Below are 21,697 nucleotides of genomic sequence, written 5' to 3' on the forward strand. Positions count from 1 at the left end.
GCCCCGCCAGGGAGCGGCTCAGCGCTTCGGAGCCTTCCGGGCCGCCTTGGCTCCGGCCTTCCCCTCGGCCTTGAAGCACAGCAGCGGGACCTCGCGCTCGGCCTTGGTCAGCGAACCGTGCTGGCCCACCACTTCCATCGCCCTGGCCTGGACCCGGCGGGTGTCATAGAACGCCAGCGCGTCACGGGCGGCAATCATCACATCCCCGATCCGCGCGCTCACCGGGCCGCGGACATCTCCGAACAGCCCCGCAGCCACGGCCTCGTCGCGCGTGAAGGCCCAGATCCGGTCGCCGAAGCGTGCCCGCCAGGCCTCCAGCAGCCGCCGCCGGCCGGCGTCGTCCGCTCCGTCTTCAAGGTAGAGGTGCACCATCCGCGGCTCCCCCGCCGTGTGCCGGACCCCGGCGATCAGTTCCGGGGCGGCTGAGTAGTCGATCCGCTGCGATTCCGGCACGTCCAGCATGCCGTGGTCGCCCGTGACCATCACCGTGGTGCCGGCGGGGAGGGTGGCGTTGAGCCGGCGCACGGTGGCGTCCAGCTCTTCGAGCTGGTGCTCCCACTGCGGTGACTGGCAGCCGTAGCGGTGCCCGGCCTTGTCCAGTTCGTGGACATAGAAGTACATCAGCGAGCTCTCGGCCCCGGCCATGGCTTCCGCCGCGGCCGCCGTCCGGGCGTGCGAGGTGGTTCCGGCCAGGAAGCGGCCGCCGCGCAGTGCGGCCCGGGTCATCGCGGAGTCGCTGAACCGCGGCAGCGCGACGGTGCTGACGTCGACGTGTCCGGCGGCCCGCTCAAAAACGGTGGGCATCGGCTGCCACTGCTGCGGGTCGACGCCGTCGTCCCAGTTGCCCAGCATGTTGACCACGCGGTCCTGGTCCGGGTCGAGGACGTCGTAGCCGACCATGCCGTGCTGCCCGGCGGGCAGTCCGGTGCCGAAGCTGGCCAGCGACGCGACCGTGGTGGACGGGAAGGCCGCGTCGAGCCCGGCCGGCACGGCGCCCTGGCCGGCCTGCAGCACCGAGCGCAGGAACGGGGTGTGGGCGGACTTCTGTTTGAGCAGCTGCCGGCCCAGGCCGTCGGCGAGGACCACGCAGACGTGCTTCGCGGCGGGGAGCTTCAGCCGATTCTCGAAGCCCGGCACTCCCAGGCTGGCCGCGGCGCTGCTGAGTACTTCGGCGATGGAACGCTCCCCGTAGGCCGGCGGCACTGGCATGGCCGGCTGGCCGCCTGGCGACGCCAGGGGCGCCTGCGGCGGCGGAACCGGGGACTCTGAGGCGCGGACCGGCACCATCTCAGCGCTGGTGGCCGCGGCTGAGGCGGTTCCCGAATACCCCGGCGCGGGGACGCTGGGGCAGGGCCGAGACCCCGTGCGAGGCCGGGGCGGTGGAGCCGGTGTTGACGGCCCGGAGCGCCCGGGCGAAAAGCTTGGCGTCCTGGACGGCCTGCAGGCCGTCCGCCTCGGCGCTGATCCGCAGCACAATGTCCTCCTGCGCGATGGTGCCGCTGTAGCCGTGGTCGGCCTCGCACTGCGGGTCGCCGCAGCTGGCGGGGCCCATGTCGAGGCGCTGGCCGCCGGACCAGGCGATGGAGAGGGTCAGCTCCCGCACCGGGTCCGAGGGCTTGTAGTCCTGCGGCTGCGCGTACACGTAGCTGAGCACCACGGAGCGGATCTGCGTGACCGGGACGGATTCGGTGGAGACCTGGGCGACGATCTGTTCGCCGGCCTCGTCGAGCTGCTGGTCGTCCACGTGCGTGATGACCAGCATGTCCTCGGTCAGCACCAGCACGGTGATGTGCCGGCGCACCTCGGCCCGGTCGAAGTGCGTCTCGAGGTGCACCAGGTGGGCCACGCAGTCGCGGCCGTCCAGGGCATCGGCGACGACGTCGGCCACCAGGCGGGGATAGAAGCCGGCCTGCTGGAGGGCCCCTTCCAGGCTCTGGCCCTGCGCGCTGTGGTCATGCAGGCCGTGGGGCTGCGAACCGTGGCGGGCGGGGACCGGCGCCTGGGGCTTGGATGCTGGAGGCTGGGAGCTCATGGCTTCCATTTTCACAGATCGGCTGGGCACTTGCTAACTGCGCCGGCTAACTGCGCATCGCCCGTCTGGCGGTGTCGGTGCGCTGGGCGGCGTTGGCGATCCGGACGTCCGCGGCCAGGATCACGGCGCCGTCGGGACCGGCCAGGACCGGGTTGAACTCCACCAGGACGATCTCCGGGTGGTTGTCTTTGAGCCGGGTCAGCCGGGCCGCGAGGTCCTCGAGCGCGGCGGCGTCGACGGCGGGCAGGCCCTGGTAGCCGAAAAGTTTGCGCGCGGCGCGTGGGGCCCGGATGAAGTCGTGGACGTCCGAGCCGGAGAGCGGCGGGACCCGGTGGGCCCAGTCATCAAGCAGGTTCACCGCGTCCCCGGCCAGCCCGAAGGAGACCACGGGTCCCAGCAGCGGGTCCTCGATGGCGCGGAATGTGCAGGCCTGCCCCACCGGGGCCATCGACTGCACCTCCAGGGCCGGCGAACCGTAGCGCTGCAGCGACTTGCGCATCTGGACGATGTTGCGCCGCAGCGAATCGGCGTCCTGGATGTCCAGGCGGACCCCGCCGAGGTCCAGCCGGTGCCGCAGCGCCGGGTCGGTGGTCTTCAGCGCCACCGGCCAGCCGAGCCGGTCGGCGGCGGCAACGGCGTCGTCCTCGCTCTCGAAGCCCTCGGAGGGCAGCACCCGGATGCCGTAGAAGCCCAGCAGCTTGGCGGCCGCTGCCGGATCCAGCCGGACCAGCTGCTCGCCGCCGACGGGCCGGAGCAGTTCCTCCAGGTCCTCGTGGGCGCCGTCCGGGTCGCAGCCTTCGGGCTCGACGAACAGGCCCTGGTCGCGGACCACCCACTGGGAGTAACGCACCACCGCGGCGAGGGCGGCGACGGCGGCGCCCGGGTTGGAGTAGCAGGGCACCCCGGCGGCGGCCTCGGCGCCGTCGTCCTCCGCGGCCCCCACCATACCCTCGACGTAGATGGACGGGTCCAGCAGGCCGGTGAACGCCGCCACCACCGGTTTGCCGGCAGCGGCCGAGCACTCCGCCAGCACCGCGCCGATCTTCTCCACGGTGAGCCCGCGGGCCGGCAGCAGGGCCACCACCACCGCGTGGACCGAGTCGAGGGTCAGCGTCTCCTGGAGGCTGCGCCGCAGCGCCGGCAGCGCCCGGGACATGCCGGTGTCCAGGTCGACGTCGGCGACGATGCGCTGCACACCGAGTCCGGCGGCGGCGGCGTTGTCCGCCACCACCTTGCCGAGCGCCCCGGAGTTGCTGAACACGGCGATGCCCGGCCCCTGGGGCAGCGGCTGGCTGGAGACAATCTGGGCAACGTCCATCAGCTGCTCGATGGTTCCCACCCGGATCACGCCGGCCTGGCGCATCATGGCATCCAGGGCTTCGGGCGGCGCCTGGGTGGTGCGCACGGCGTGGCCCGGCGGCAGGTTCAGGCCCATGGCGTCGGATTTGGCCACGATCACCGGCTTGGTCCGCGCGAGCCGCCGGGCCAGCCGGGAGAACTTGCGCGGGTTGCCGATGGATTCGAGGTACAACCCGACCGCGGTGGTGTCGGCGTCGTCCTCCCAGAACTGCATCATGTCGTTGCCGGACACATCGGCGCGGTTGCCGGCGGAGAGGAAGGTGGAGATTCCCACCCGGCGCCGGCTGGAGGCGGCGTAGAGCGAGACGCCGATCGCCGCGGACTGGCTGAACAGGCCGAGGCCGCCGCGGCGGGCGAGCGAGGGCGCCATCGAGGCGTTGAGGGACACGGCGGGGTTGGTGTTGACGATCCCGAGCGAGGCGGGGCCGATCACACGCATGCCGTTGGCGCGGGCTTGGCGGACCAGCTCGCGCTGCCGGGCGAGGCCGCGTTCGCCGTCGTCCGCGTAGCCGGCGGTGGCCACCACAATTCCCTTGACCCCGGCGTCGGCGCACTCCTGGACCACCTTGGGGACCTCGTCGTACGGGACGGCGATGATGGCGAGCTTGACCGGGCCGGGGACGTCGGAGAGTTTGGCGAAGGACAGCATGCCGGCCAGTTCGAGGGCCTCGGGATTGATCGCGTAGACCGGGCCGGTGAAATGGCCCTCGATGATGTGCTCCAGCAGCTGGTAGCCCACGGTGCCACATTTGCGGCTGGCCCCGATCACGGCCACGGAATCCGGCGCGAGCAGTTCCTGGATGCTGCGGGCCTCGGCGCGGTGTTCGCGGGACTCCATCACGGCGCGGGACTTGTCCGTGGGGTCGATGTTGAACTCGAGGCTGACGACGCCGTCGTCGAAGTGCCGTTTCACGTCGTAGCCGGCGTCGGAGAAGACCATCAGCATTTTCCGGTTTTCGGGGAGAACCTCGGCGCTGAACTTGCGGATCCCGTTCTCCCTGGCCGCGGCTGCGAGGTGTTCGAGCAGGATCGAACCGATGCCGCGGCCCTGGTGTGCGTCGGCGATGTTGAAGGCCACCTCGGCCTCCTCCGGGTCATCGAGCCGGTCGTAGCGGCCGATGCCGATGATGTCGCCGCCGATGGTGATCACGAGGGCCACCCGGTCCCTATAGTCGACCTCGGTGAAGCGTTTGAGTTCCTTGGCGGAGAGCTTGGACTTGAAGGCGAAGAAGCGCATGTAGATGGACTTCTGCGACTGGCCCACGTGGAAGGCCTGCACGGCGTCAGCGTCGGCGGGGTGGATGGGGCGCAGGTGCGCGGTGCCGCCGTCGCGCAGCACGACATCGGCTTCCCAATGTTCCGGATATACGCCGTCCGCGGGCTGATCCACCATAGGCTTAGCCTAGCCATAAACTTTTGCAGTACCCGTTCAGCACCCCGTAGAAGGACCCACCCGCCTCATGGCACGCCGCCAAACCACGCCCCCGGCAGGGGAAACCCCGGACTTCGTCGAGAACATCGTCGACATCGATGTCACTTCCGAAATGGAAGGCTCGTTCCTGGAGTACGCCTACTCGGTCATCTACTCCCGGGCGCTGCCCGATGCCAGGGACGGCCTCAAGCCCGTGCAACGGCGCATCCTGTACATGATGAGCGAGATGGGCCTGCGCCCGGACCGCGGCCACGTCAAGAGCGCCCGTGTGGTGGGCGAGGTGATGGGCAAGCTGCACCCGCACGGCGACACCGCCATCTACGACGCCATGGTCCGGATGGCGCAGGACTTCTCCCTGCGGCTGCCGCTGATCGACGGCCACGGCAACTTCGGCTCGCTCGACGACGGCCCCGCAGCCCCGCGGTACACCGAGGCCCGGCTGGCGGCGGCGGCGCTGACCCTGACCGACCACCTCGATGAAGACGTGGTGGACTTCGTCCCCAACTACGACAACCAGCTCACCCAGCCGGATGTGCTTCCGGCCGCGTTCCCGAACCTCCTGGTCAACGGCGCCACCGGCATCGCCGTCGGCATGGCCACCAACATGGCCCCGCACAACCTCGCCGAGGTGGTGGCGGCGGCCCGGCACCTGATCGCGCACCCGGACGCCTCGCTCGAGGACATCATGAAGTTCGTCCCGGGCCCGGACCTGCCCACCGGCGGCCGGATCGTGGGGCTGGACGGCATCCGCGACGCCTACGCCACCGGCCGCGGCTCGTTCAAGACCCACGCCAAGGTCGACGTCGAACAGCTCTCGGCGCGCCGCACCGGCCTGGTGGTCACCGAGCTGCCGTACATGGTGGGCCCGGAGAAGGTGATCGAGAAGATCAAGGACGCGGTCAACGGCAAGAAGCTGACCGGCATCAGCGACATCGTGGACCTGACCGACCGGAAGCACGGCCTGCGGCTGGTGATCGAGCTGAAGAACGGTTTCAACCCGAACGCGGTGCTGCAGCAGCTCTACCGGTTCACGCCGATGGAGGACTCCTTCGGCATCAACAACGTCACGCTCGTCGACGGGCAGCCGCAGACCCTGGGCCTGCTCGAGCTGCTCTCCGTCTACGTGAACCACCGGATCAACGTGGTGCGCCGCCGTACCTCCTTCCGGCTGGGTAAAAAGAAGGACCGCCTGCACCTGGTCGAGGGCATGCTCGTCGCGATCGTGGACATCGACGAGGTCATCCAGATCATCCGGTCCTCGGACGAATCGGCCGAGGCCCGCACCCGGCTGATGTCCATCTACGACCTCACCGAAATCCAGGCCAACTACATCCTGGAACTGCGGCTGCGGCAGCTGACCAAGTACTCCCGGATCGAACTCGAGAAGGAACAGGAGGAGCTGCGCCGCGAAATCGCCGAGCTGCAGGCCATCCTGGACTCCCCCGAGCTGCTGCGCGCGCTGGTCTCCGATGAGCTCGGCGAACTCGCGGACAAGTACGGCACTCCGCGCCGGACGGTGCTGCTCGAATCCGAGGCCGTCTCCCCCACGATGGCCGCCGCCCTCGCCGCGCCCGGTGCCAAGGGCAAGGCTGCCCCGCTGGCCCTGGAGATCGCGGACGACCCCTGCTGGGCCATCCTGACCGCGTCCGGCCAGATCGCCCGCACCGCGAACCAGGACAGCCTGGCCGAGTCCGGTCCGCGGACCAAGCACGACGTGTTCCGTTCCGTGGTCAAGACCTCCGCGCGCGGCGAGATCGCCGCGGTCACCTCCCAGGGCCGGATGCTGCGGCTCCAGGTGATGGACATGCCCGTGCTGCCGCCCACCTCCGGCACGCCCAACATGGCCGGCGGCGTTCCGGCCAAGGACTTCATCACGCTGCTCAAGGGCGAATCTTTGGTGGCGTTCGCCCCGCTGGACCAGGTCCTGGCCATCGGCACGGCGCAGGGTGTGGTCAAGCGCGTCCAGCCGGACTACCCGCTGAACCGTGAGGATTGGGAAGTGATCGCCCTCAAGGACAAGGACACCGTGGTGGGCGTCGAGCCGGCCGCCGGCGACGACGTCGAGCTGGTCTTCGTGACCCGCCAGGCCCAGCTGCTGCACTTCAGCGCCTCCGCAGTCCGGCCGCAGGGCCGCACCGCCGGGGGCATGGCCGGGATCAAGCTCGCCGCCGGGGACCGGGTGCTGCACTTCGGCACCGCCCGCTCCACCGACGACGCCGCCGTCGTGGTCACGATCGCCGGGACGGAGGGCGCGCTGCCGGGCACCGCGCCGGGCGCCGCGAAGGTCACCGCGCTGGCCGAGTACCCCGCCAAGGGCCGCGGCACCGCCGGCGTCCGCGCGCACCGTTTCCTCAAGGGCGAGGACACCCTGCTCCTCGCCTGGGCCGGCCACGGCCCGGCGAAGGCATCCTCGCTGGCCGGGGTGGCCCGCTCACTCCCGGGCGAGCACGGCCGCCGCGACGGCTCCGGCATCCCGCTCTCCCAGGCCATCGACGCGATCGGCCCGAGCATGGCCTGGGCTGAGGACGGCGCGGCGGAGGGGTAGGGCCGGGCCCGTTCCGGTCATCCGGTATCCGTGCGGGGCCACCGCAAGCGGCCAGGTCCGCCCATTCGCCTCAGATGGCCGCTAACTTGCCCGGCTGAGCGGCCATCTCTGGCAAATGGCCGTGGTGGCAACGATCGACCCCGTGTCGGCGCGATCTTTTGGATGGCACGAAGGGCCGTGACAGCGAACCCCAGAGTCTTTGGGCCCGCGGCTGATCCCGGGCCGCCGCCTGCGGCCGCCCGGGTCTGCCGCGGGGAAGCTACATCCCCGAGTTGATGTTCAGGATGTTGCCCTCGCTGTCCAGGAACCACGCTGCGGAGCTTCCGTCCGGCAGGGTGGCGATGCCGTCTTCGGTCTTCAGGCCCGGGAAGTCGTAGTCCTCGAATACGACCCCGGCCGCGCGGAGCTCGGCGACGGTGGCCGGCAGGTCGGTGACCGTCCAGCCCATCTGGGTGTTCTTGGCCGATCCGGCGTTGGACGTCTGGTAGACCAGGAATCTGGTGCCGGCGCCGCACGTGTACATCAAGTTGTCCTCGGCATCCGGGTTATCGGGTTCGAGTCCGAGCTTGTCGCGGTAGAAACCGCGCGCCCGGGCGAGGTCCGCGGCCGGCAATACGGCGCCGACCGGCTGGTCTTTGAGCATGGCTATGTCCCTTTCCAGGCCCTTCCCCCGGAACGCATCCTACTCCTTCCCTTAGACTGCAGACATGCCTATCGTGCCCGATCAAAAAGACTGGACCTGGGTGCTCACCCGGCCGTGCCCCGAGTGCGGTTTTGAGATCTCCGCCTGCACTCCGGCCACGACGCCGGGAAAGCTCGCCAACATGCTGCCGCGCTGGCGCGCCGTGCTGCGGCGGCCGGACGCAGCGGTCCGTCCGGACGAGGACACCTGGTCGCCGCTGGAGTACGCCTGCCATGTCCGGGACGTGTTCACGCTCTTCGACCACCGCCTCGACCTCATGCTCACCGAGGACGACGCCCGCTTCGAGGACTGGGACCAGGACCGGACCGCGCTCGAGCAGGACTACGCCGGCTCCGACCCGGCCGAGGTCAGTGCAGCCTTGACGGCCGAGGGCGAACAGATCGCCGCGTCCTTTGGCCGCGTCCCGGAGCAGGACTGGGCGCGCAAGGGCACCCGCAGCAACGGCTCCGAGTTCACCGTGCTGACGTTCTCGCAGTACTTCCTGCACGACGTTGTGCACCACCTCCACGATGTGGATGGGTAGCGCGTGGACGGATAGGCGCGGGGCTGCCTAGAGTTCCTTGTCCCAGGCCATGCTGCGGTTGACTGCCACGTAGCCCATCTTCGTATACAGATCGAGGGCCCCGGTGGGGTTCTCCGAGTCGACGTCGAGCGAGGCCTTGTCCATTCCGGCGGCGGCGAAGCGGCGCATGGCGTCGGCCAGCAGCGCCCGGGCGATCCCGCGGCCCCGGAACTCCCGGCGCACCCCCAGCAGATCCGTGTACCCCTCCTTGAAGCCACGGGCCTCGGCACTGTCGGCGTCGTGGCTGGCAATCTGGTAGCCGGCCACCTGGCCTGTGGACTTCTCCACGACGACGGCGCTGAGGTCCGGCCGCGCCTGTGGGTCGTTCACCACGAAGCCCCAGGCCTCCTCGTCGCGGGGCTCGCTGCCCCAGTGGTCGCGGAAGGCGTCGTTGTGGGCCAGGCGCACGGCCTCGTGCAGGGCCGGCCCGAAGTCCACGAGTTCCAGCCCGTCATCGAGGACCGGTTCCGGGAAGCCCACATCCAGCGGCCGGTGCATCTCGTTGTAGTAGCGGACGATCCGGTAGCCGCAGTCCTCGAAGAGCGAGCCCTGGTGGGTGTGCTGCTCTTCCATGTAGAGGCGCAGCCTCGGCACGGCGGTCCCGGCGTCGTCGGCGAAGCGCTGCCGGGTCCGGACCTCCAGCCAGCCCAGGAGCCCGGCTCCGACCCCACGGCCCTGCCACTGGGGGTCCACGCAGCCGAAGCCGACGGCCTTGTCACCGTCCGGGTTCTTCGTCAGCCTGGCATAGGCCCGCGCGACACCCTGGCTGTCGTACCCGAGGATGCTGTTGGTCGCCACCGGGTTGGTCCGGGACGCCGTGATCTGGGCCAGGTCCTCGCGCCGCTCAAACCAGACAGGCCGCTCGACGGCGGCTGTCCGGGCAATGAGGGCTGCCCACTCGTCCAGCTCGGCTTCGCCGGCGGGCCGCCAGTCCAGGCGCGGGTCCAGGCTGCTCTGCGGGTCGGTGCGTGCTGTCATGGCTACAGGCTAACGGCGCCCCTACCCGCGCGCCAGCAGCGGCTCGGCCTGCGCCACTGCCTGATCGAGGTCAAGCAGGCCATCGTCCGGGCTGACGTCCTCCGGGTTGTGCGTCACCAGGACCACGGTGCGGCCGGCCAGCCCGCGGCGCAGTTCGCCCAGCATCGCCCGGCCGGCCTCCGCGTCCAAGTGGGCCGTGGGTTCGTCGAGCAGTATGACATCCGCGCCGGTCAGGAGCGTTCGCGCCACGGCCAAGCGCTGCCTCTCCCCGCCGCTGAGAAAGGCGCCGCCCGGGCCGATGGGGGTGTCCAGGCCGCCGTCGAGCCCTCTCAGCAGCGGCTCGAGGCCAACGGCGGACAACGCCTCGGCCAGTCGCCGCTCAAGCTCCGCGGCCCTGGCCGCCGCCGGGAGTTCCCCTTCCGGAAGTCCCAGCATCAGGTTCCCCCGGATGGTCGAGTCGAACAGGTGTGCTTCCTGCGGGCACCAGGCGGCGCGGCCGGTGACGAGCAGCTGACCCTGCGCCGCCGGCAGGAAGCCGAGCATGGTGGCCAGCAGGGTGGACTTGCCGGACCCGGAGGCGCCCGTCACCGCGAGCCAGCGGCCGGGTTCGGCGCTGGCGGACAGGCCGCTGAAAACCCGTCCGCCGCCCGGCCACGCCGCCGCCAGGTTCTTCAATTCCACGCCGGGCCGTCCGCCGGGCCGTGCGGCCGGCGGCACGGCACCGGCCGCTTCCGTTTCCTCCACCGCGAGGACCCCGGAGGCACTGATGCGCCGCAGCACGGACCGCAGCGCCGGGTACTGCCGGACCGCCGTCGTGATGGCGGCGTACGGCTCCACCAGCGCCAGCTGCAGCAGCACGACGACGGCGACGGTCGCCGGTTCCGCGGCGCCGCGAAGGACCAGGGGCGCGGCGAGGACGGCGCTGGCCAGCGCGGCGGCCCCGCAGGCCAGGACGGTGAGCCCCTGCCCGAGGCCTTCGGCGAGGGCGGACCGCTGCGACGCGGCCGTCGCGGCCCGGTCGGCCCGGCGGATGGCGGCCAGGACCGGGGTGCCGACGCCGTTCGCGTGCAGCTCGGCGCGGGCGTCCAGGGCGGCGGCGACGCGGCGCAGCACCCCGGAGCGCAGTTGTTGTTCGGCGCGGGCGGACATCCGGTCCGCGAGCAGCGCCAGGGCCGGGGCGGCGGCGAGGCTGACGGCGGCGCCGGCCACAACGGCCGGCAGGGCTGCCGGCAGGAGCAGCCCGATCCCCGCGGCGGCGGCCGCCCCGGCGGCCAGGGCCGTCAGCGGCGGCAGGACCACGCGCGGCAGCAGCTCCCGGACGGTGTCAACGTCGTCCACGACGGCGCCCAGGACGTTGCCGCCCTGGAGCAGCCGGCGCAGCGACAGCGCCCGCCGGCTCAGCGACTCCCACAGCCGGCCGCGGAGCCGTGTCAGCGCGGTGAAGACGGCGTCGTGCAGGAGCAGCCGTTCGGCATACCGCAGGGCGGCCCGGCCGACGCCGAAGAAGCGCACCCCCACGATGGCGGTCAGCAGGTACAGGATGGGCGGCTGCTCACTGGCGCGGATGATGAGCCAGCCGGAGAGCCCGGCGAGGGCGACGGCGAACAGCGCGGCCAGGACGCCGACGGCGCCGGCGGCCGCAAATTTCCCGGCGACCGGCGCCAGCAGCCGGCGCAGCTGGGATGCCGCCGTTCCGGCCCCGGCGGCGTTGTCCGCCGGGTCAACGGCGCCGGAGGGTTCGTCGTCGGTGGGTTCTGCGCCACAGGGGGCGGCAGGAGTGGGGGATGGATGTGCGGGGGCGGCTTGCCGGGTGCCGGCGGCCGGGGTGGCGGCGGCCGCCGCCGCGGCGCCGCGGGGGCCTACGGCCACCATCCGGTCCGCGAGTTCCCGGGTTTGCCGGTCGTGGGCGACCAGCAGCACGGTGGCTTTCCCCCGCAGCCCGGCGATGCTGCGGCTGACCGCGTCGGCCGAGGCCCGGTCCAGGTGGGCGGTGGGTTCGTCCAGGAGCAGCACCGTGGCGCCGGCCGTGATCCGGGCCAGCCCGCGGGCCACGGCCACGCGGCGCAGCTCCCCCGGGCTGAGCTCGGCGGGGTGCTTCGCGGCAAGATGGTCCGCCGCGCAGGCGGCGAGGCAGCGCCTGGCTTCGGCAGTGGCTTCGGGGCTGGCCTGCGCCGGCGTCCGGCCCGGGTCGTCGCCCAGGTAGAGCAGGATTTCGTCCAGCACGGTGGGCTCCACCATAACGGGGTGCTGCGGCACCCAGGCAACATCCGCCGTCGTGAATCCTTCCAGCTCACCGGTCAGCTCCGTGCCGGCGCCGGATCCGATGGTGCCGGCCAGCACACCGAGCACGGTGCTTTTTCCCGCCCCGCTCGGGCCGTCCAGGGCGGCAATCTCCCCGGGAGCCGCGGTGAAGCTCAGCGGGCCGACGGCGGCGTCCGCGCGCCCGGAGTAGCGCACCGCCAACTCCCTGACGGTAATAGCCGGCGGGCCGGCAGGGGCCAGCCCGGCAGGGGCCCGGCGGGCGGCCGCGTCCGGGACCAGCGGCACCGGCGCGGCGGCGTCGAGCACCTCGGTGGCGTCGGCCAGCGCGGCGCGGCCCTCGTCGCTGGCGTGGTGGGCGGTGCCGAGTTCGCGCAGCGGGAGGTAGCAGTCGGGGGCCAGGATCAGGGCCAGCAGCCCGGCCTCGAGCGCCATGTCCCCGTGGACCAGCCGGACGCCGATGAAAACGGCCACCACGGCGACGGAGATCGTGGCGATGAGTTCCAGGGCCAGCGCCGAGAGGAAGGCGGTGCGCAGGGTCCCCATGGTCTTGGACCGGTAGTCCTCCGAGATGTCTTCGAGGGCCTTGCGCTGGGCGGCGGCGCGGCCCAGGCCAACGAGCACGGGCAGGCCCTTGGCGAGTTCCAGCATGTGGCCGGAGAGCCGGGACAGTGCCGCCTGCGCGTCCCGGACCCGGTCCTCGGTGTAGCGGCCGATCAGGACCATAAACAGCGGCACGAGCGGGACCGTCAGGACGATCACGACGGCGCTGATCCAGTCGGCGAACAGGATCCGGGCGCCCAGCAGCAGCGGGATGGCGGCGCAGTTCACCAGGGCGGGCAGGAACTGGGTGTAGTAGTTGTCCAGCGCGTCCAGCCCGCGGGTGGACAGCACGGCGAGGCCGCCGTCGGCCGGGCCGGCGGCGCGGACGCCGCTGCGCAGGGACCGCTCGAGCAGCCGCGAGCGCAGTTCCTCCTTCACCCCCAGCGCGGCACGGCGGGCGGCCACGGCCTGCGCCCACACGGTCAGCGAGCGCAGCACCACCCCGGCCAGGCCCCAGCCCAGCTGATCGGCCCAGGCGGGGCTGTGCGCGATCAGACCCACCAGCATGGCCGCGACCGCCTGCCCCATCAGCACCAGGGACAGGGCTTTGAGGGCCGCGAGCAGCCCCAGCAGGTAGAGCGCGGAGCGGGTGGCGGGGCCGGCGGGGAACTGCGGTTTCATCGGCGGGGTTAGTCCTTCGGCGCCAGGGCCCGGGCGGCAATGGCCGGCAGGAAGCTGTGGGCCTCGGGAATGTGGGCGGCGCTGACCCGGCGGCGGAACACCCAGTAGGTCCAGGCCTGGTAGGCCAGGACGAGCGGCAGTCCGATGCAGGCGACGACGGTCATCAGGCCCAGGGTGTAGTCCGAGGATGACGCGTTGGTGACGGTGAGGCTGAAGTCCGGGTTCAGGGTCGAGGGCAGCACCACCGGGAAGGCGGCGCCGAAGATCGAGGCGCTGCCGAGCAACAGGAACACCCCCAGGGAGAGGAACGCCCGGCCTTCCGCGCCGCCGCGGGCGAAGTTCCAGGCCAGGGCGGCCGCCACAACGGCGGCGATCACAGCGGCAACGGTCCACACTTCGCCGCTTTGGAGCTGCAGCACGATCGCCCAGCCGGCGATCGGCAGCAGCAGCACCGGCAGCAGCCGCACGAACCACTGCCGCGCCCGGTGCCGGACGTCGCCGTCGGTCTTCAAGGCCAGGAACGCGAGCGCGTGCAGCAGGGAGAAGCCGACGACGGCGAGGCCGCCCAGTACGGCGTACGCACTGAACCACGCGAACGGGCCGCCTTCGCGGTCACCGTTGGCGTTCAGCGGCAGCCCCGTGGTGGTCAGCGCCAGGGCCGCGCCGACGCCGAACGCGGCCACCAGGGAACCGAGCACGATGGCCCAGTCCCAGCGCGCCCGCCACTGCGGGGTGTCCACCTTGCCCCGGTACTCGAACGCCACGGCGCGGAAGATCAGCGCCACCAGCACCAGCAACAGCGGCAGGTAGAGCGCGGAGAACAGGGACGCGTACCAGAGCGGGAAGGCGGCGAAGGTGGCGCCGCCGGCGGTGAGCAGCCAGACCTCGTTGCCGTCCCAGACCGGGCCGATGGTGTTGAGCAGCACCCGGCGTTCGGTGTTGTTCCGGGCGAAACCTTTCATGAGCATGCCGACGCCCAGGTCGAAGCCCTCCAGGAAGAGGTAGCCCGTCCACAGCACGGCGATGGCAATGAACCAGATGGTGGGTAGCAGTTCCATGCTGAAAATCCTCTGCTTCTTGTTCTTGGGGCCGTTAGTAGGCGAAGGCCAGGACGTCGTCGGCTTCGGGTTTGCCGGGCGTGCCGCCGGGCGGGGTCCGGTCCTTGTGGTCCTCGGACGGGACGTGGACCAGTTCGGGCATCGCGGACACGACGCCGCCGCGGATGTACTTCACCAGCAGCTTCACCTCCACCACCAGCAGCACCGCGTACACGGCGGTCAGCACCACCAGGGAGGTCAGCAGTTCCCCGGCGGACACGCCCGGGGACACGGCCGCGGCGGTGAACATAAAGACCTGGTCGATGCCGCTGAGGTCAGGATTGGGCGCCACCACAAAGGGCTGCCGGCCCATTTCGGTGAAGATCCAGCCCGCGGCATTGGCGCCAAAGGGTGCCAGGATGCCGAACACGGCGAGGCGCATCAGTCCCCGCGAGGCGGGCACGGTCCCCTTGCGGGTGAGCCAGAGGGCCACGAGGGCGGCGAGGGCGGCCACACCGCCGAAGCCGATCATCATCCGGAAGCCCCAGTAGGTGACCTCCATGACCGGGACGTACTGGATCTCCTGGCCCGCACGGTCCCCGTAGATCGGGTTGTCCGGCAGGTGGGTTCCGTAGTCGGCCTTGTACCTCTCCAGCAGGCTGTTCACACCCTTGACCTCGGTGGTGAAGTCTCCCTTGGCCAGGAAGGACAGGATGCCGGGCACCTCGATCACGGCCACGACGTCGTCGCAGTTCTTGGAGCCGACGTTGCCAACGCTCAGGATGGAGAAGCCGGTGCCGTCGTGGCAGGCGGCCTCGGCGGCGGCCATCTTCATGGGCTGCTGTTCGAACATGAGCTTGCCCTGCAGGTCCCCGGTGATGGCGGTGCCGGCGAAGGAAATCATTGCGACGACGGCGCCGATCCGCAGCGAGCGGATCCAGACGGCGTGGTCCGCGCGGTCCCGGCCCGGGATGTCCGATTCGCCGGGGATGACCGTGCCGTCGGCGCCGACCGTGTCGATGCCGTCGTGGCGGCGGCGCCACAGGTGGTACCAGGCGATGCCAAGCAGGAAGGCCCCGGCGACGGCGAGGGCGCCGAACAGGGTGTGGGGCACGGCGACGAGGGCCGTGTTGTTGGTAAAGACTGCCCAGGCGTCAGTCATCACGGGCCGGCCGTTGATCATCTCCACGCCGACGGGGTGCTGCATCCAGCTGTTGGCGACAATGATGAAGTAGGCGGAGAACACCGAGCCGATAACGGCGATCCAGAGGCAGGCGAGGTGAACGCCGCGCTTGAGCTGCTTCCAGCCGAAGATCCAGAGGCCAAGAAAGGTGGATTCGACGAAGAACGCCAGCAGCGCCTCCATGGCGAGGGGAGCGCCGAAGACGTCCCCGACGAAGCGGCTGTACTCGCTCCAGGCCATGCCGAACTGGAATTCCTGCACGATGCCGGTGGCCACACCCATGATGAAGTTGATCAGGAACAGCTTGCCCCAGAACTTGGTCATCCGGAGGTACTCCGGTTTGCCCGTGCGGTACCAGAGGGTCTGGATCACGGCCACCACCAGCCCCAGGCCGATTGTGAGCGGCACCATCATGAAGTGGTAGACGGTGGTGATGCCGAATTGCCAGCGTGCGATTTCCAAGGCGTCCAAGGCAGTCCCTTTGGCTAGGTTCCCGAGAGTTTTCTACATTGCGTAGAACTTGTAACTTCTACAGAGTGTAGAACAAATCCACACCCTCCCGCACCTCAGCGTGGCACGGCGCGCCGGGGCCCGCAATGGAACGGCAGCGGGGCCCCGGACGCGCGAAACCGCGCCCTTCGCCATGACACGGCGGCCGTGTTCTACCTTATGTAGAAACTGGACGCAAAACGCGGTAAATTTAACGCTGAAGTACTCAGCAACCACCCGGCGCAGACACGGCGTCCGGGAGGCACTCACGAAGGACATACGGAATGGCAAGTCTCGGCGAACTGGAACGGGCAGTGATGGACCTGCTCTGGGCAGGCCAGGAGGCTGCGACGGCAAACACCCTGCGGGATCTGCTGGCGCAGAGCACGCGGTCGCCCGGCGACACCGCCGGCCACGAGGGCAAGGACCTGGCCGTGACCACCGTGTTGACCGTTCTTTCCCGGCTTGAGCGCAAGGGCCTCGTGGAGCGCGAACGCGGCACCCGCCCGCACCGCTACCAGGCCGTCTCCAGCCGCGCGGACCACACCGCGGAACTGATGCACGAGGTGCTCGGCTCCGCCCCCGACCGCGAGGCTGTGCTGGCGCGCTTCATTGGCTCCGTGTCCGCGACCGAGGCGGAAACGCTGCGCAAGCTCCTGGGCCGCAGCTAACACCGGATGTTCTGGACCTCATATTTTCTGGCGGTCCTGGCGATAGCACTGGCCTGGCCGGTGCCTATCCTTCTTTCCCGCGCCCAGTGGCCGGCCCGCTCCCCCTTTACGGCCATGCTGCTCTGGCAGGCGATCGCCCTTGCCGGCGGCCTGTCCATGATCGGCGCCATGCTCGTCTACGGCCTGGAACCGGTGGGGGACAACCTCCTGGCGGGCCTCCGGGCCCTGGCCGGTATGGTTTTCCGAAACGACCCCACGACGGCGCTGGGCTTCTGGCACATCTTTGCGCTCTCCGCCGCGGCGCTGCTGAGCGCCCACCTGGTCTTCACCCTGCTGCTGACCTATTACAAGATCCAGCGCCAGCGCCGGCGCCACCGCGAGCTGCTGGCGCTGCTGGCCTCCCCGTCGGCCGACGGTCCCCGGACCATGGTGATCAGCCATGACTCCCCCGTCGCGTACTGCCTGCCGGGCGGCGCCCGCTCGGTCACGGTGCTCTCGGACGGCCTGATGGCGGCCCTGGAACCGGACGAGCTGCGTGCGGTCCTGATCCACGAAAACACCCACCTGAGCCAGCACCACCACCTGCTGCTCTGGGCCTTCGCGGCCTGGCGGCAGGCCCTGCCCTGGCTGCCGACCACGCGGCTGGCCCAGGAGGCGGTCAACTCGCTGATCGAGATGCTGGCCGACGACGTCGCGCTCAAGACCGAGAGCCGGGCCACCCTGATCAAGGCGATCGCGATTGTGGCGAGCGGTTCCGCCGGCGCGGCCGCTGGCCCGGCCATGCCAGCGGCCCGGATGGCGTTCGGCGACCCGGCTGCGGAGGCCGATGCCGGCCAGCCGGGCGCCACCGGGGGTGCCGGTTCGGCGGCGACCACCGCCTCGCGCGTGAGCCGGCTGCTCTCCCCCCAGCCGCCGCTGCCCGAGCCGCTGCGTCTCGCGGTGCTGGGCGCCTGCCTGCTGCTGCTGGCGGTGCCCACCGCACTGCTGATCGTCCCCGGCCTGCTCGGCTAGGGCGCCGGGTCGGGCAGAGGCGTCAGGCGTCGATGCGTTCCCGGTCCAGGCTCGCGGCCCCCGCGATGATGAAGTCCTTGCGCGGCGCCACGTCGGAGCCCATCAGCAGGTCAAACGTCTCCTCGGCCTGCTTCGCGTTTTCAATCCCGACCTTGCGCAGCGTGCGGTGGCGCGGGTCCATGGTGGTTTCCGCGAGCTGCTCCGCGTCCATTTCGCCCAGGCCCTTGTAGCGCTGGATCGGCTCCTTGTACCGCTTGCCCTCCTTGGCGAGCCGCGCCAGCAGGACGTGCAGTTCCGCCTCCGAGTACGTGTAGATCATCTCGTTGGCCTTCTGGCCGGCGTTGATGACCTCCACCCGGTGCAGCGGGGGGACGGCGGCGAAGACGCGGCCCTCGTCGATCATCGGGCGCATGTACCGGAAGAACAGTGTCAGCAGCAGCGTCCGGATGTGGGCGCCGTCGACGTCGGCGTCGGTCATCAAGATGACCTTGCCGTAGCGGGCGGCGCTGATGTCGAAGCTGCGGCCGGAGCCGGCGCCCACCACCTGGATCAGCGCGGCGCATTCGGCGTTGGAGAGCATGTCCCCCACCGAGGCCTTCTGCACGTTCAGGATCTTGCCGCGGATCGGCAGCAGCGCCTGGAAGTCCGAGGAACGGGCCAGCTTGGCGGTGCCGAGCGCGGAATCGCCTTCCACGATGAACAGTTCGGAGCGTTCGACGTCGTCCGTCCGGCAGTCCGCGAGCTTCGTGGGCATCGAGGAGGTCTCCAGCGCGTTCTTGCGGCGCTGGGTCTCCTTGTGCACGCGGGCCGAGATCCGGGACTTCATCTCGCTGACGACCTTTTCCAGCAGCAGCGCCGACTGGGCCTTGTCGTTGCGGTTGGAGGAGGTGAGCTTGGCGTTGATCTCCTGCTCCACCACCTTCGCCACGATCGCCCGGACAGCCGAGGTGCCGAGGATCTCCTTGGTCTGGCCCTCGAACTGCGGCTCGGCGAGGCGGACCGTCAGCACGGCCGTCAGCCCGGCGAAGATGTCGTCCTTCTCGATCTTGTCGTTGCCGGCCTTGAGTTTGCGGGCGTTGGTTTCCACGGCCTTGCGGAAGGTTTTGAGCAGCGCCTGTTCGAAGCCGGACTGGTGCGTGCCGCCCTTGGGCGTGGAGATGATGTTGACGAAGCTGCGCACGGTGCTGTCGTAGCCGATGCCCCAGCGCAGGGCGACGTCCACCTCGCAGTCGCGCTCCACTTCGGCCAGCTGGCTGTGGCCGCGCTCGTCCAGGACGGGCACCGTTTCCTTGAACTTCCCGGCGCCGTGCAGGCGCCAGATGTCGGTGACGGCCGGATCGGCGGCGAGGAACTCGACGAACTCGGAGATGCCGCCGTCGTGGTGGAAGACCTCCTCGTGCGGGCCGGACTCGCCCGGGGTGCCGGCAACCCGGCGCTCGTCCCGCACGGTGAGCTTCAGCCCGGGGACCAGGAAGGAGGTCTGCCGGGCGCGGGCCGCGAGCTCGTCGTAGGAGAACTTCGCGTCCGGGGTGAAGATCTGCCGGTCGGCCCAGTAACGGATCCTGGTGCCGGTGACGCCGCGTTTGGCCTTGCCGATGACGTCGAGCACGGAACCGTCAACGAAAGGCTCGAAGACGGCGGCGGGGTCCGACTTGGTGCCCGGATCCTTGAAGCGGCCCGGTTCGCCCCGGCGGAACGACATCTTGTAGGTCTTGCCGCCGCGGTCCACTTCGACGTCCAGCCGGGAGGACAGGGCGTTCACGACCGAGGCGCCGACGCCGTGCAGGCCGCCCGAGGCGGTGTAGGAACCGCCGCCGAACTTGCCGCCGGCGTGCAGCTTGGTGAACACGACCTCGACGCCGGTGAGCCCGGTCTTGGGTTCGACGTCGATCGGGATGCCGCGGCCGTCGTCGTGGATCTCCACCGAGTTGTCCGCGTGCAGGATGATCTTGATGTCGTGGCCGAAGCCGGCGAGGGCCTCGTCGACGGAGTTGTCGATGATCTCCCAGAGGCAGTGCATCAGCCCGCGGGAGTCGGTGGAGCCGATGTACATGCCCGGGCGCTTGCGGACGGCCTCGAGGCCTTCCAGCACGGAGAGATGCCGGGCAGTGTAATCAGAACTTGGGGCCACGGGTCGGAAACTCCTTCAGGGATGGAACGTAAAAGACGCTCTTCCTAGGTTAGTCGGCTTCCGGCGCCTCGCCGGGTTGCCACTCCCCCGGACGGACAACCCGGCGGACACCGCCCCGGACACCGCAGCGGCAGCCGTTACTGAGCCGTGATACGCGGACAGCGAAAGTGGCCCATCCTTGCCATGGATTGTCTGCGAATGCTGGTTATATAGATGTATCGATCTACTAAGGAGGCCGAACATGACAACAGCAGTTGCGGACCGCAAACTCACCACCGTTGACCGGTGCGACCGTTGCGGAGCTCAGGCATACGTCCGGGTTGTTCTCGGAGCCTCCGGCGGTGAACTGCTCTTCTGCGCTCACCATGCACGCGCCGTTGAACCGAACCTTCGGCCGCTCAGTTCCGACTGGCACGACGAGACGGGCCGCCTCCACGAAAAGGCACCGGTTCCGGTCGACTAGACGTCCACTCACGAAGGGCCCCTCCATTGCGGAGGGGCCCTTCGGCGTTAACCGCCGGGGCGGCATGCCCCGGGCTGGCGGCGGCGTTAAACAAACAACGCGGGGTCCCGTCCCGCCCATGGATCCGAAGACCATGGGCGGGACGAGACCCCGCGCTGCCTGAGGTGGTGCTTAGTCCAGGTAGTCGCGCAGGACCTGCGAGCGGGACGGGTGGCGCAGCTTGGACATGGTCTTCGATTCGATCTGGCGGATACGCTCGCGCGTGACGCCGTAGACTTTGCCGATTTCGTCTAAAGTCTTCGGCTGTCCGTCGGTCAGGCCGAAGCGCATCGCGACGACGCCGGCCTCGCGCTCGGAGAGGGTGTCCAGCACCGAATGCAGCTGTTCCTGCAACAGGGTGAAGCTCACGGCGTCGGCCGGGACCACGGCTTCGGAGTCCTCGATCAGGTCACCGAATTCGGAGTCGCCGTCCTCGCCCAGCGGGGTGTGCAGCGAGATCGGTTCGCGGCCGTACTTCTGGACCTCGACGACCTTTTCCGGGGTCATGTCCAGCTCGAGGGCCAGCTCTTCAGGGGTGGGTTCGCGGCCGAGGTCCTGCAGCATCTGGCGCTGGACGCGGGCCAGCTTGTTGATGACTTCCACCATGTGCACCGGGATGCGGATGGTGCGGGCCTGGTCGGCCATGGCACGGGTGATGGCCTGGCGGATCCACCAGGTGGCGTAGGTGGAGAACTTGAAGCCTTTGGTGTAGTCGAACTTCTCGACAGCACGGATCAGGCCCAGGTTGCCTTCCTGGATGAGGTCCAGGAACAGCATGCCGCGGCCGGTGTAGCGCTTGGCGAGGGAGACCACCAGACGAAGGTTGGCCTCCAGCAGGTGGTTCTTGGCGCGCTTGCCGTCGTGGATGACAAACTCGAGCTCGCGCTTGAGCTTCGGATCCATGGAGCCGTCGTCGGCAGCGATCTTCTCCTCGGCAAAGAGGCCCGCCTCGATGCGCAGGGCGAGGTCGACTTCCTGTTCGGCGTTCAGCAGCGCGACCTTGCCGATCTGCTTCAGGTAGTCCTTGACCGGGTCGGCGGTGGCGCCGGCGGACATAACCTGCTGCACCGGGGCGTCGTCGTCGTCGGCGTCGGAGTAGACGAAGCCGGAGCCGGTGGTGGCTGCAGCCGCCTTGCCTGCTACTTCTTCGCCGTCGTCGCCGAGCTCGACGACATCGGGGGTCACGTCATCGAGTTCCTCGTCGACCTCAACGTCGTCGGAGTCCTCGTCCCGGGACTTGCTGGCGGCTTCGGCCGCGGCTTTGGCGCCGGGCTTGGGCCCGCGCTTCTTGGGCTCAGGCTTGGCGACTGCCGGGGCGGAGTCATCGCCGGCGGCGGAAGCTGCGTCTTTAGCAGCCTTGTTGGCTGCACGCGTAGCGGCACGCTTGGCGTTTGCCGCCGCCTTCTTCTCCTCGGGAGACAATTCGGCCTGGTCGGCGGGTTCCTTCTTCGCGGAAGACGGGGTCACAGAAAACCTTTCTAGCAGCGGTCTGCGGAATCACCATACGGGCAACACCACTATGACCCTGTCAAGTCCGTGTTTCCCATCAAGCGCAACCACGACCAGCAGAGCCACTTAG

15 protein-coding genes are annotated in these 21,697 nt (G+C 70.0%); 5 read left to right on the top strand and 10 right to left on the bottom strand.

Annotated features, from left to right (window positions below):
* Positions 1-18 precede the first annotated feature (18 nt).
* The 3 genes from E7Y32_RS14910 to E7Y32_RS14920 form a co-directional block, all read right to left on the bottom strand.
* Positions 19-1,209 (bottom strand): alkaline phosphatase family protein, encoded by a 1,191-nt coding sequence (locus E7Y32_RS14910; RefSeq protein WP_261382468.1) that lies wholly within the window; start codon positions 1,207-1,209, stop codon positions 19-21.
* A 79-nt stretch (positions 1,210-1,288) separates the two neighbouring features.
* The gene (locus E7Y32_RS14915) at positions 1,289-2,032 is read right to left on the bottom strand and encodes a DUF5998 family protein (RefSeq protein ID WP_146337806.1); all 744 of its coding nucleotides are present in this window, start codon (positions 2,030-2,032) and stop codon (positions 1,289-1,291) included.
* A gap of 46 nt (positions 2,033-2,078) precedes the next feature.
* A complete protein-coding gene (locus tag E7Y32_RS14920; protein WP_146337807.1) occupies positions 2,079-4,784 on the bottom strand; it encodes a GNAT family N-acetyltransferase in 2,706 nt (901 codons plus the stop codon).
* A 67-nt stretch (positions 4,785-4,851) separates the two neighbouring features.
* Here E7Y32_RS14920 and E7Y32_RS14925 point away from each other — a divergent pair, with 67 nt between their 5' ends.
* Positions 4,852-7,368 (top strand): DNA topoisomerase (ATP-hydrolyzing) subunit A, encoded by a 2,517-nt coding sequence (locus E7Y32_RS14925; RefSeq protein WP_146337808.1) that lies wholly within the window; start codon positions 4,852-4,854, stop codon positions 7,366-7,368.
* Positions 7,369-7,627: 259 nt separating this feature from the next.
* Here the strand turns inward: E7Y32_RS14925 and E7Y32_RS14930 are convergent, their stop codons facing one another.
* Complete coding sequence (locus tag E7Y32_RS14930; RefSeq protein ID WP_146337809.1) at positions 7,628-8,011, bottom strand: VOC family protein; 384 nt, start codon at positions 8,009-8,011, stop codon at positions 7,628-7,630.
* Positions 8,012-8,075: 64 nt separating this feature from the next.
* On the opposite strand from E7Y32_RS14930, the gene E7Y32_RS14935 reads away from it, so the two are divergent.
* Positions 8,076-8,594: a DinB family protein gene (locus E7Y32_RS14935; protein WP_146337810.1), complete on the top strand. Its 519-nt coding sequence runs from the start codon at positions 8,076-8,078 to the stop codon at positions 8,592-8,594.
* Positions 8,595-8,621: 27 nt separating this feature from the next.
* Here the strand turns inward: E7Y32_RS14935 and E7Y32_RS14940 are convergent, their stop codons facing one another.
* Genes E7Y32_RS14940 through E7Y32_RS14955 form a run of 4 tightly spaced genes read right to left on the bottom strand, consistent with a single transcriptional unit; the run spans position 8,622 to position 15,785 of the window.
* The gene (locus tag E7Y32_RS14940; RefSeq protein WP_146337811.1) at positions 8,622-9,611 is read right to left on the bottom strand and encodes an N-acetyltransferase; all 990 of its coding nucleotides are present in this window, start codon (positions 9,609-9,611) and stop codon (positions 8,622-8,624) included.
* Positions 9,612-9,632: 21 nt separating this feature from the next.
* A complete protein-coding gene (cydD, locus tag E7Y32_RS14945) occupies positions 9,633-13,094 on the bottom strand; it encodes a thiol reductant ABC exporter subunit CydD (RefSeq protein ID WP_146337812.1) in 3,462 nt (1,153 codons plus the stop codon).
* 8 nt (positions 13,095-13,102) lie between these two features.
* The gene (gene cydB, locus E7Y32_RS14950) at positions 13,103-14,152 is read right to left on the bottom strand and encodes a cytochrome d ubiquinol oxidase subunit II (RefSeq protein WP_146337813.1); all 1,050 of its coding nucleotides are present in this window, start codon (positions 14,150-14,152) and stop codon (positions 13,103-13,105) included.
* A 34-nt stretch (positions 14,153-14,186) separates the two neighbouring features.
* Complete coding sequence (locus E7Y32_RS14955) at positions 14,187-15,785, bottom strand: cytochrome ubiquinol oxidase subunit I (RefSeq protein WP_146337814.1); 1,599 nt, start codon at positions 15,783-15,785, stop codon at positions 14,187-14,189.
* 302 nt (positions 15,786-16,087) lie between these two features.
* On the opposite strand from E7Y32_RS14955, the gene E7Y32_RS14960 reads away from it, so the two are divergent.
* Together E7Y32_RS14960 and E7Y32_RS14965 are read left to right on the top strand one after the other, a co-directional pair.
* Positions 16,088-16,474, top strand: coding sequence for a BlaI/MecI/CopY family transcriptional regulator (locus tag E7Y32_RS14960; protein ID WP_146337815.1), 387 nt, complete (start codon positions 16,088-16,090; stop codon positions 16,472-16,474).
* Positions 16,475-16,480: 6 nt separating this feature from the next.
* Positions 16,481-17,485 (top strand): M56 family metallopeptidase, encoded by a 1,005-nt coding sequence (locus E7Y32_RS14965; RefSeq protein ID WP_146337816.1) that lies wholly within the window; start codon positions 16,481-16,483, stop codon positions 17,483-17,485.
* A 22-nt stretch (positions 17,486-17,507) separates the two neighbouring features.
* On the opposite strand, the gene E7Y32_RS14970 is transcribed toward E7Y32_RS14965, so the two are convergent.
* On the bottom strand, positions 17,508-19,616 hold the full coding sequence (locus E7Y32_RS14970; RefSeq protein ID WP_146337817.1) for a type IIA DNA topoisomerase subunit B: 2,109 nt from the start codon (positions 19,614-19,616) through the stop codon (positions 17,508-17,510).
* Positions 19,617-19,857: 241 nt separating this feature from the next.
* On the opposite strand from E7Y32_RS14970, the gene E7Y32_RS14975 reads away from it, so the two are divergent.
* The gene (locus E7Y32_RS14975; protein ID WP_146337818.1) at positions 19,858-20,079 is read left to right on the top strand and encodes a hypothetical protein; all 222 of its coding nucleotides are present in this window, start codon (positions 19,858-19,860) and stop codon (positions 20,077-20,079) included.
* 171 nt (positions 20,080-20,250) lie between these two features.
* Here the strand turns inward: E7Y32_RS14975 and E7Y32_RS14980 are convergent, their stop codons facing one another.
* Positions 20,251-21,585: an RNA polymerase sigma factor gene (locus E7Y32_RS14980; RefSeq protein ID WP_146337819.1), complete on the bottom strand. Its 1,335-nt coding sequence runs from the start codon at positions 21,583-21,585 to the stop codon at positions 20,251-20,253.
* Positions 21,586-21,697: the final 112 nt, after the last annotated feature.

This window comes from Arthrobacter sp. UKPF54-2 (assembly GCF_007858535.1).
GTDB lineage: Bacteria > Actinomycetota > Actinomycetes > Actinomycetales > Micrococcaceae > Arthrobacter.

Bases quoted from the DNA above. Each gene is read 5' to 3' on its own strand.
- E7Y32_RS14910 (WP_261382468.1), bottom strand. From the start codon at position 1,209: ATGCCAGTGCCGCCGGCCTACGGGGAGCGTTCCATCGCCGAAGTACTC.
- E7Y32_RS14915 (WP_146337806.1), bottom strand. From the start codon at position 2,032: ATGAGCTCCCAGCCTCCAGCATCCAAGCCCCAGGCGCCGGTCCCCGCC.
- E7Y32_RS14920 (WP_146337807.1), bottom strand. From the start codon at position 4,784: ATGGTGGATCAGCCCGCGGACGGCGTATATCCGGAACATTGGGAAGCC.
- E7Y32_RS14925 (WP_146337808.1), top strand. From the start codon at position 4,852: ATGGCACGCCGCCAAACCACGCCCCCGGCAGGGGAAACCCCGGACTTC.
- E7Y32_RS14930 (WP_146337809.1), bottom strand. From the start codon at position 8,011: ATGCTCAAAGACCAGCCGGTCGGCGCCGTATTGCCGGCCGCGGACCTC.
- E7Y32_RS14935 (WP_146337810.1), top strand. From the start codon at position 8,076: ATGCCTATCGTGCCCGATCAAAAAGACTGGACCTGGGTGCTCACCCGG.
- E7Y32_RS14940 (WP_146337811.1), bottom strand. From the start codon at position 9,611: ATGACAGCACGCACCGACCCGCAGAGCAGCCTGGACCCGCGCCTGGAC.
- cydD (WP_146337812.1), bottom strand. From the start codon at position 13,094: ATGAAACCGCAGTTCCCCGCCGGCCCCGCCACCCGCTCCGCGCTCTAC.
- cydB (WP_146337813.1), bottom strand. From the start codon at position 14,152: ATGGAACTGCTACCCACCATCTGGTTCATTGCCATCGCCGTGCTGTGG.
- E7Y32_RS14960 (WP_146337815.1), top strand. From the start codon at position 16,088: ATGGCAAGTCTCGGCGAACTGGAACGGGCAGTGATGGACCTGCTCTGG.
- E7Y32_RS14965 (WP_146337816.1), top strand. From the start codon at position 16,481: ATGTTCTGGACCTCATATTTTCTGGCGGTCCTGGCGATAGCACTGGCC.
- E7Y32_RS14975 (WP_146337818.1), top strand. From the start codon at position 19,858: ATGACAACAGCAGTTGCGGACCGCAAACTCACCACCGTTGACCGGTGC.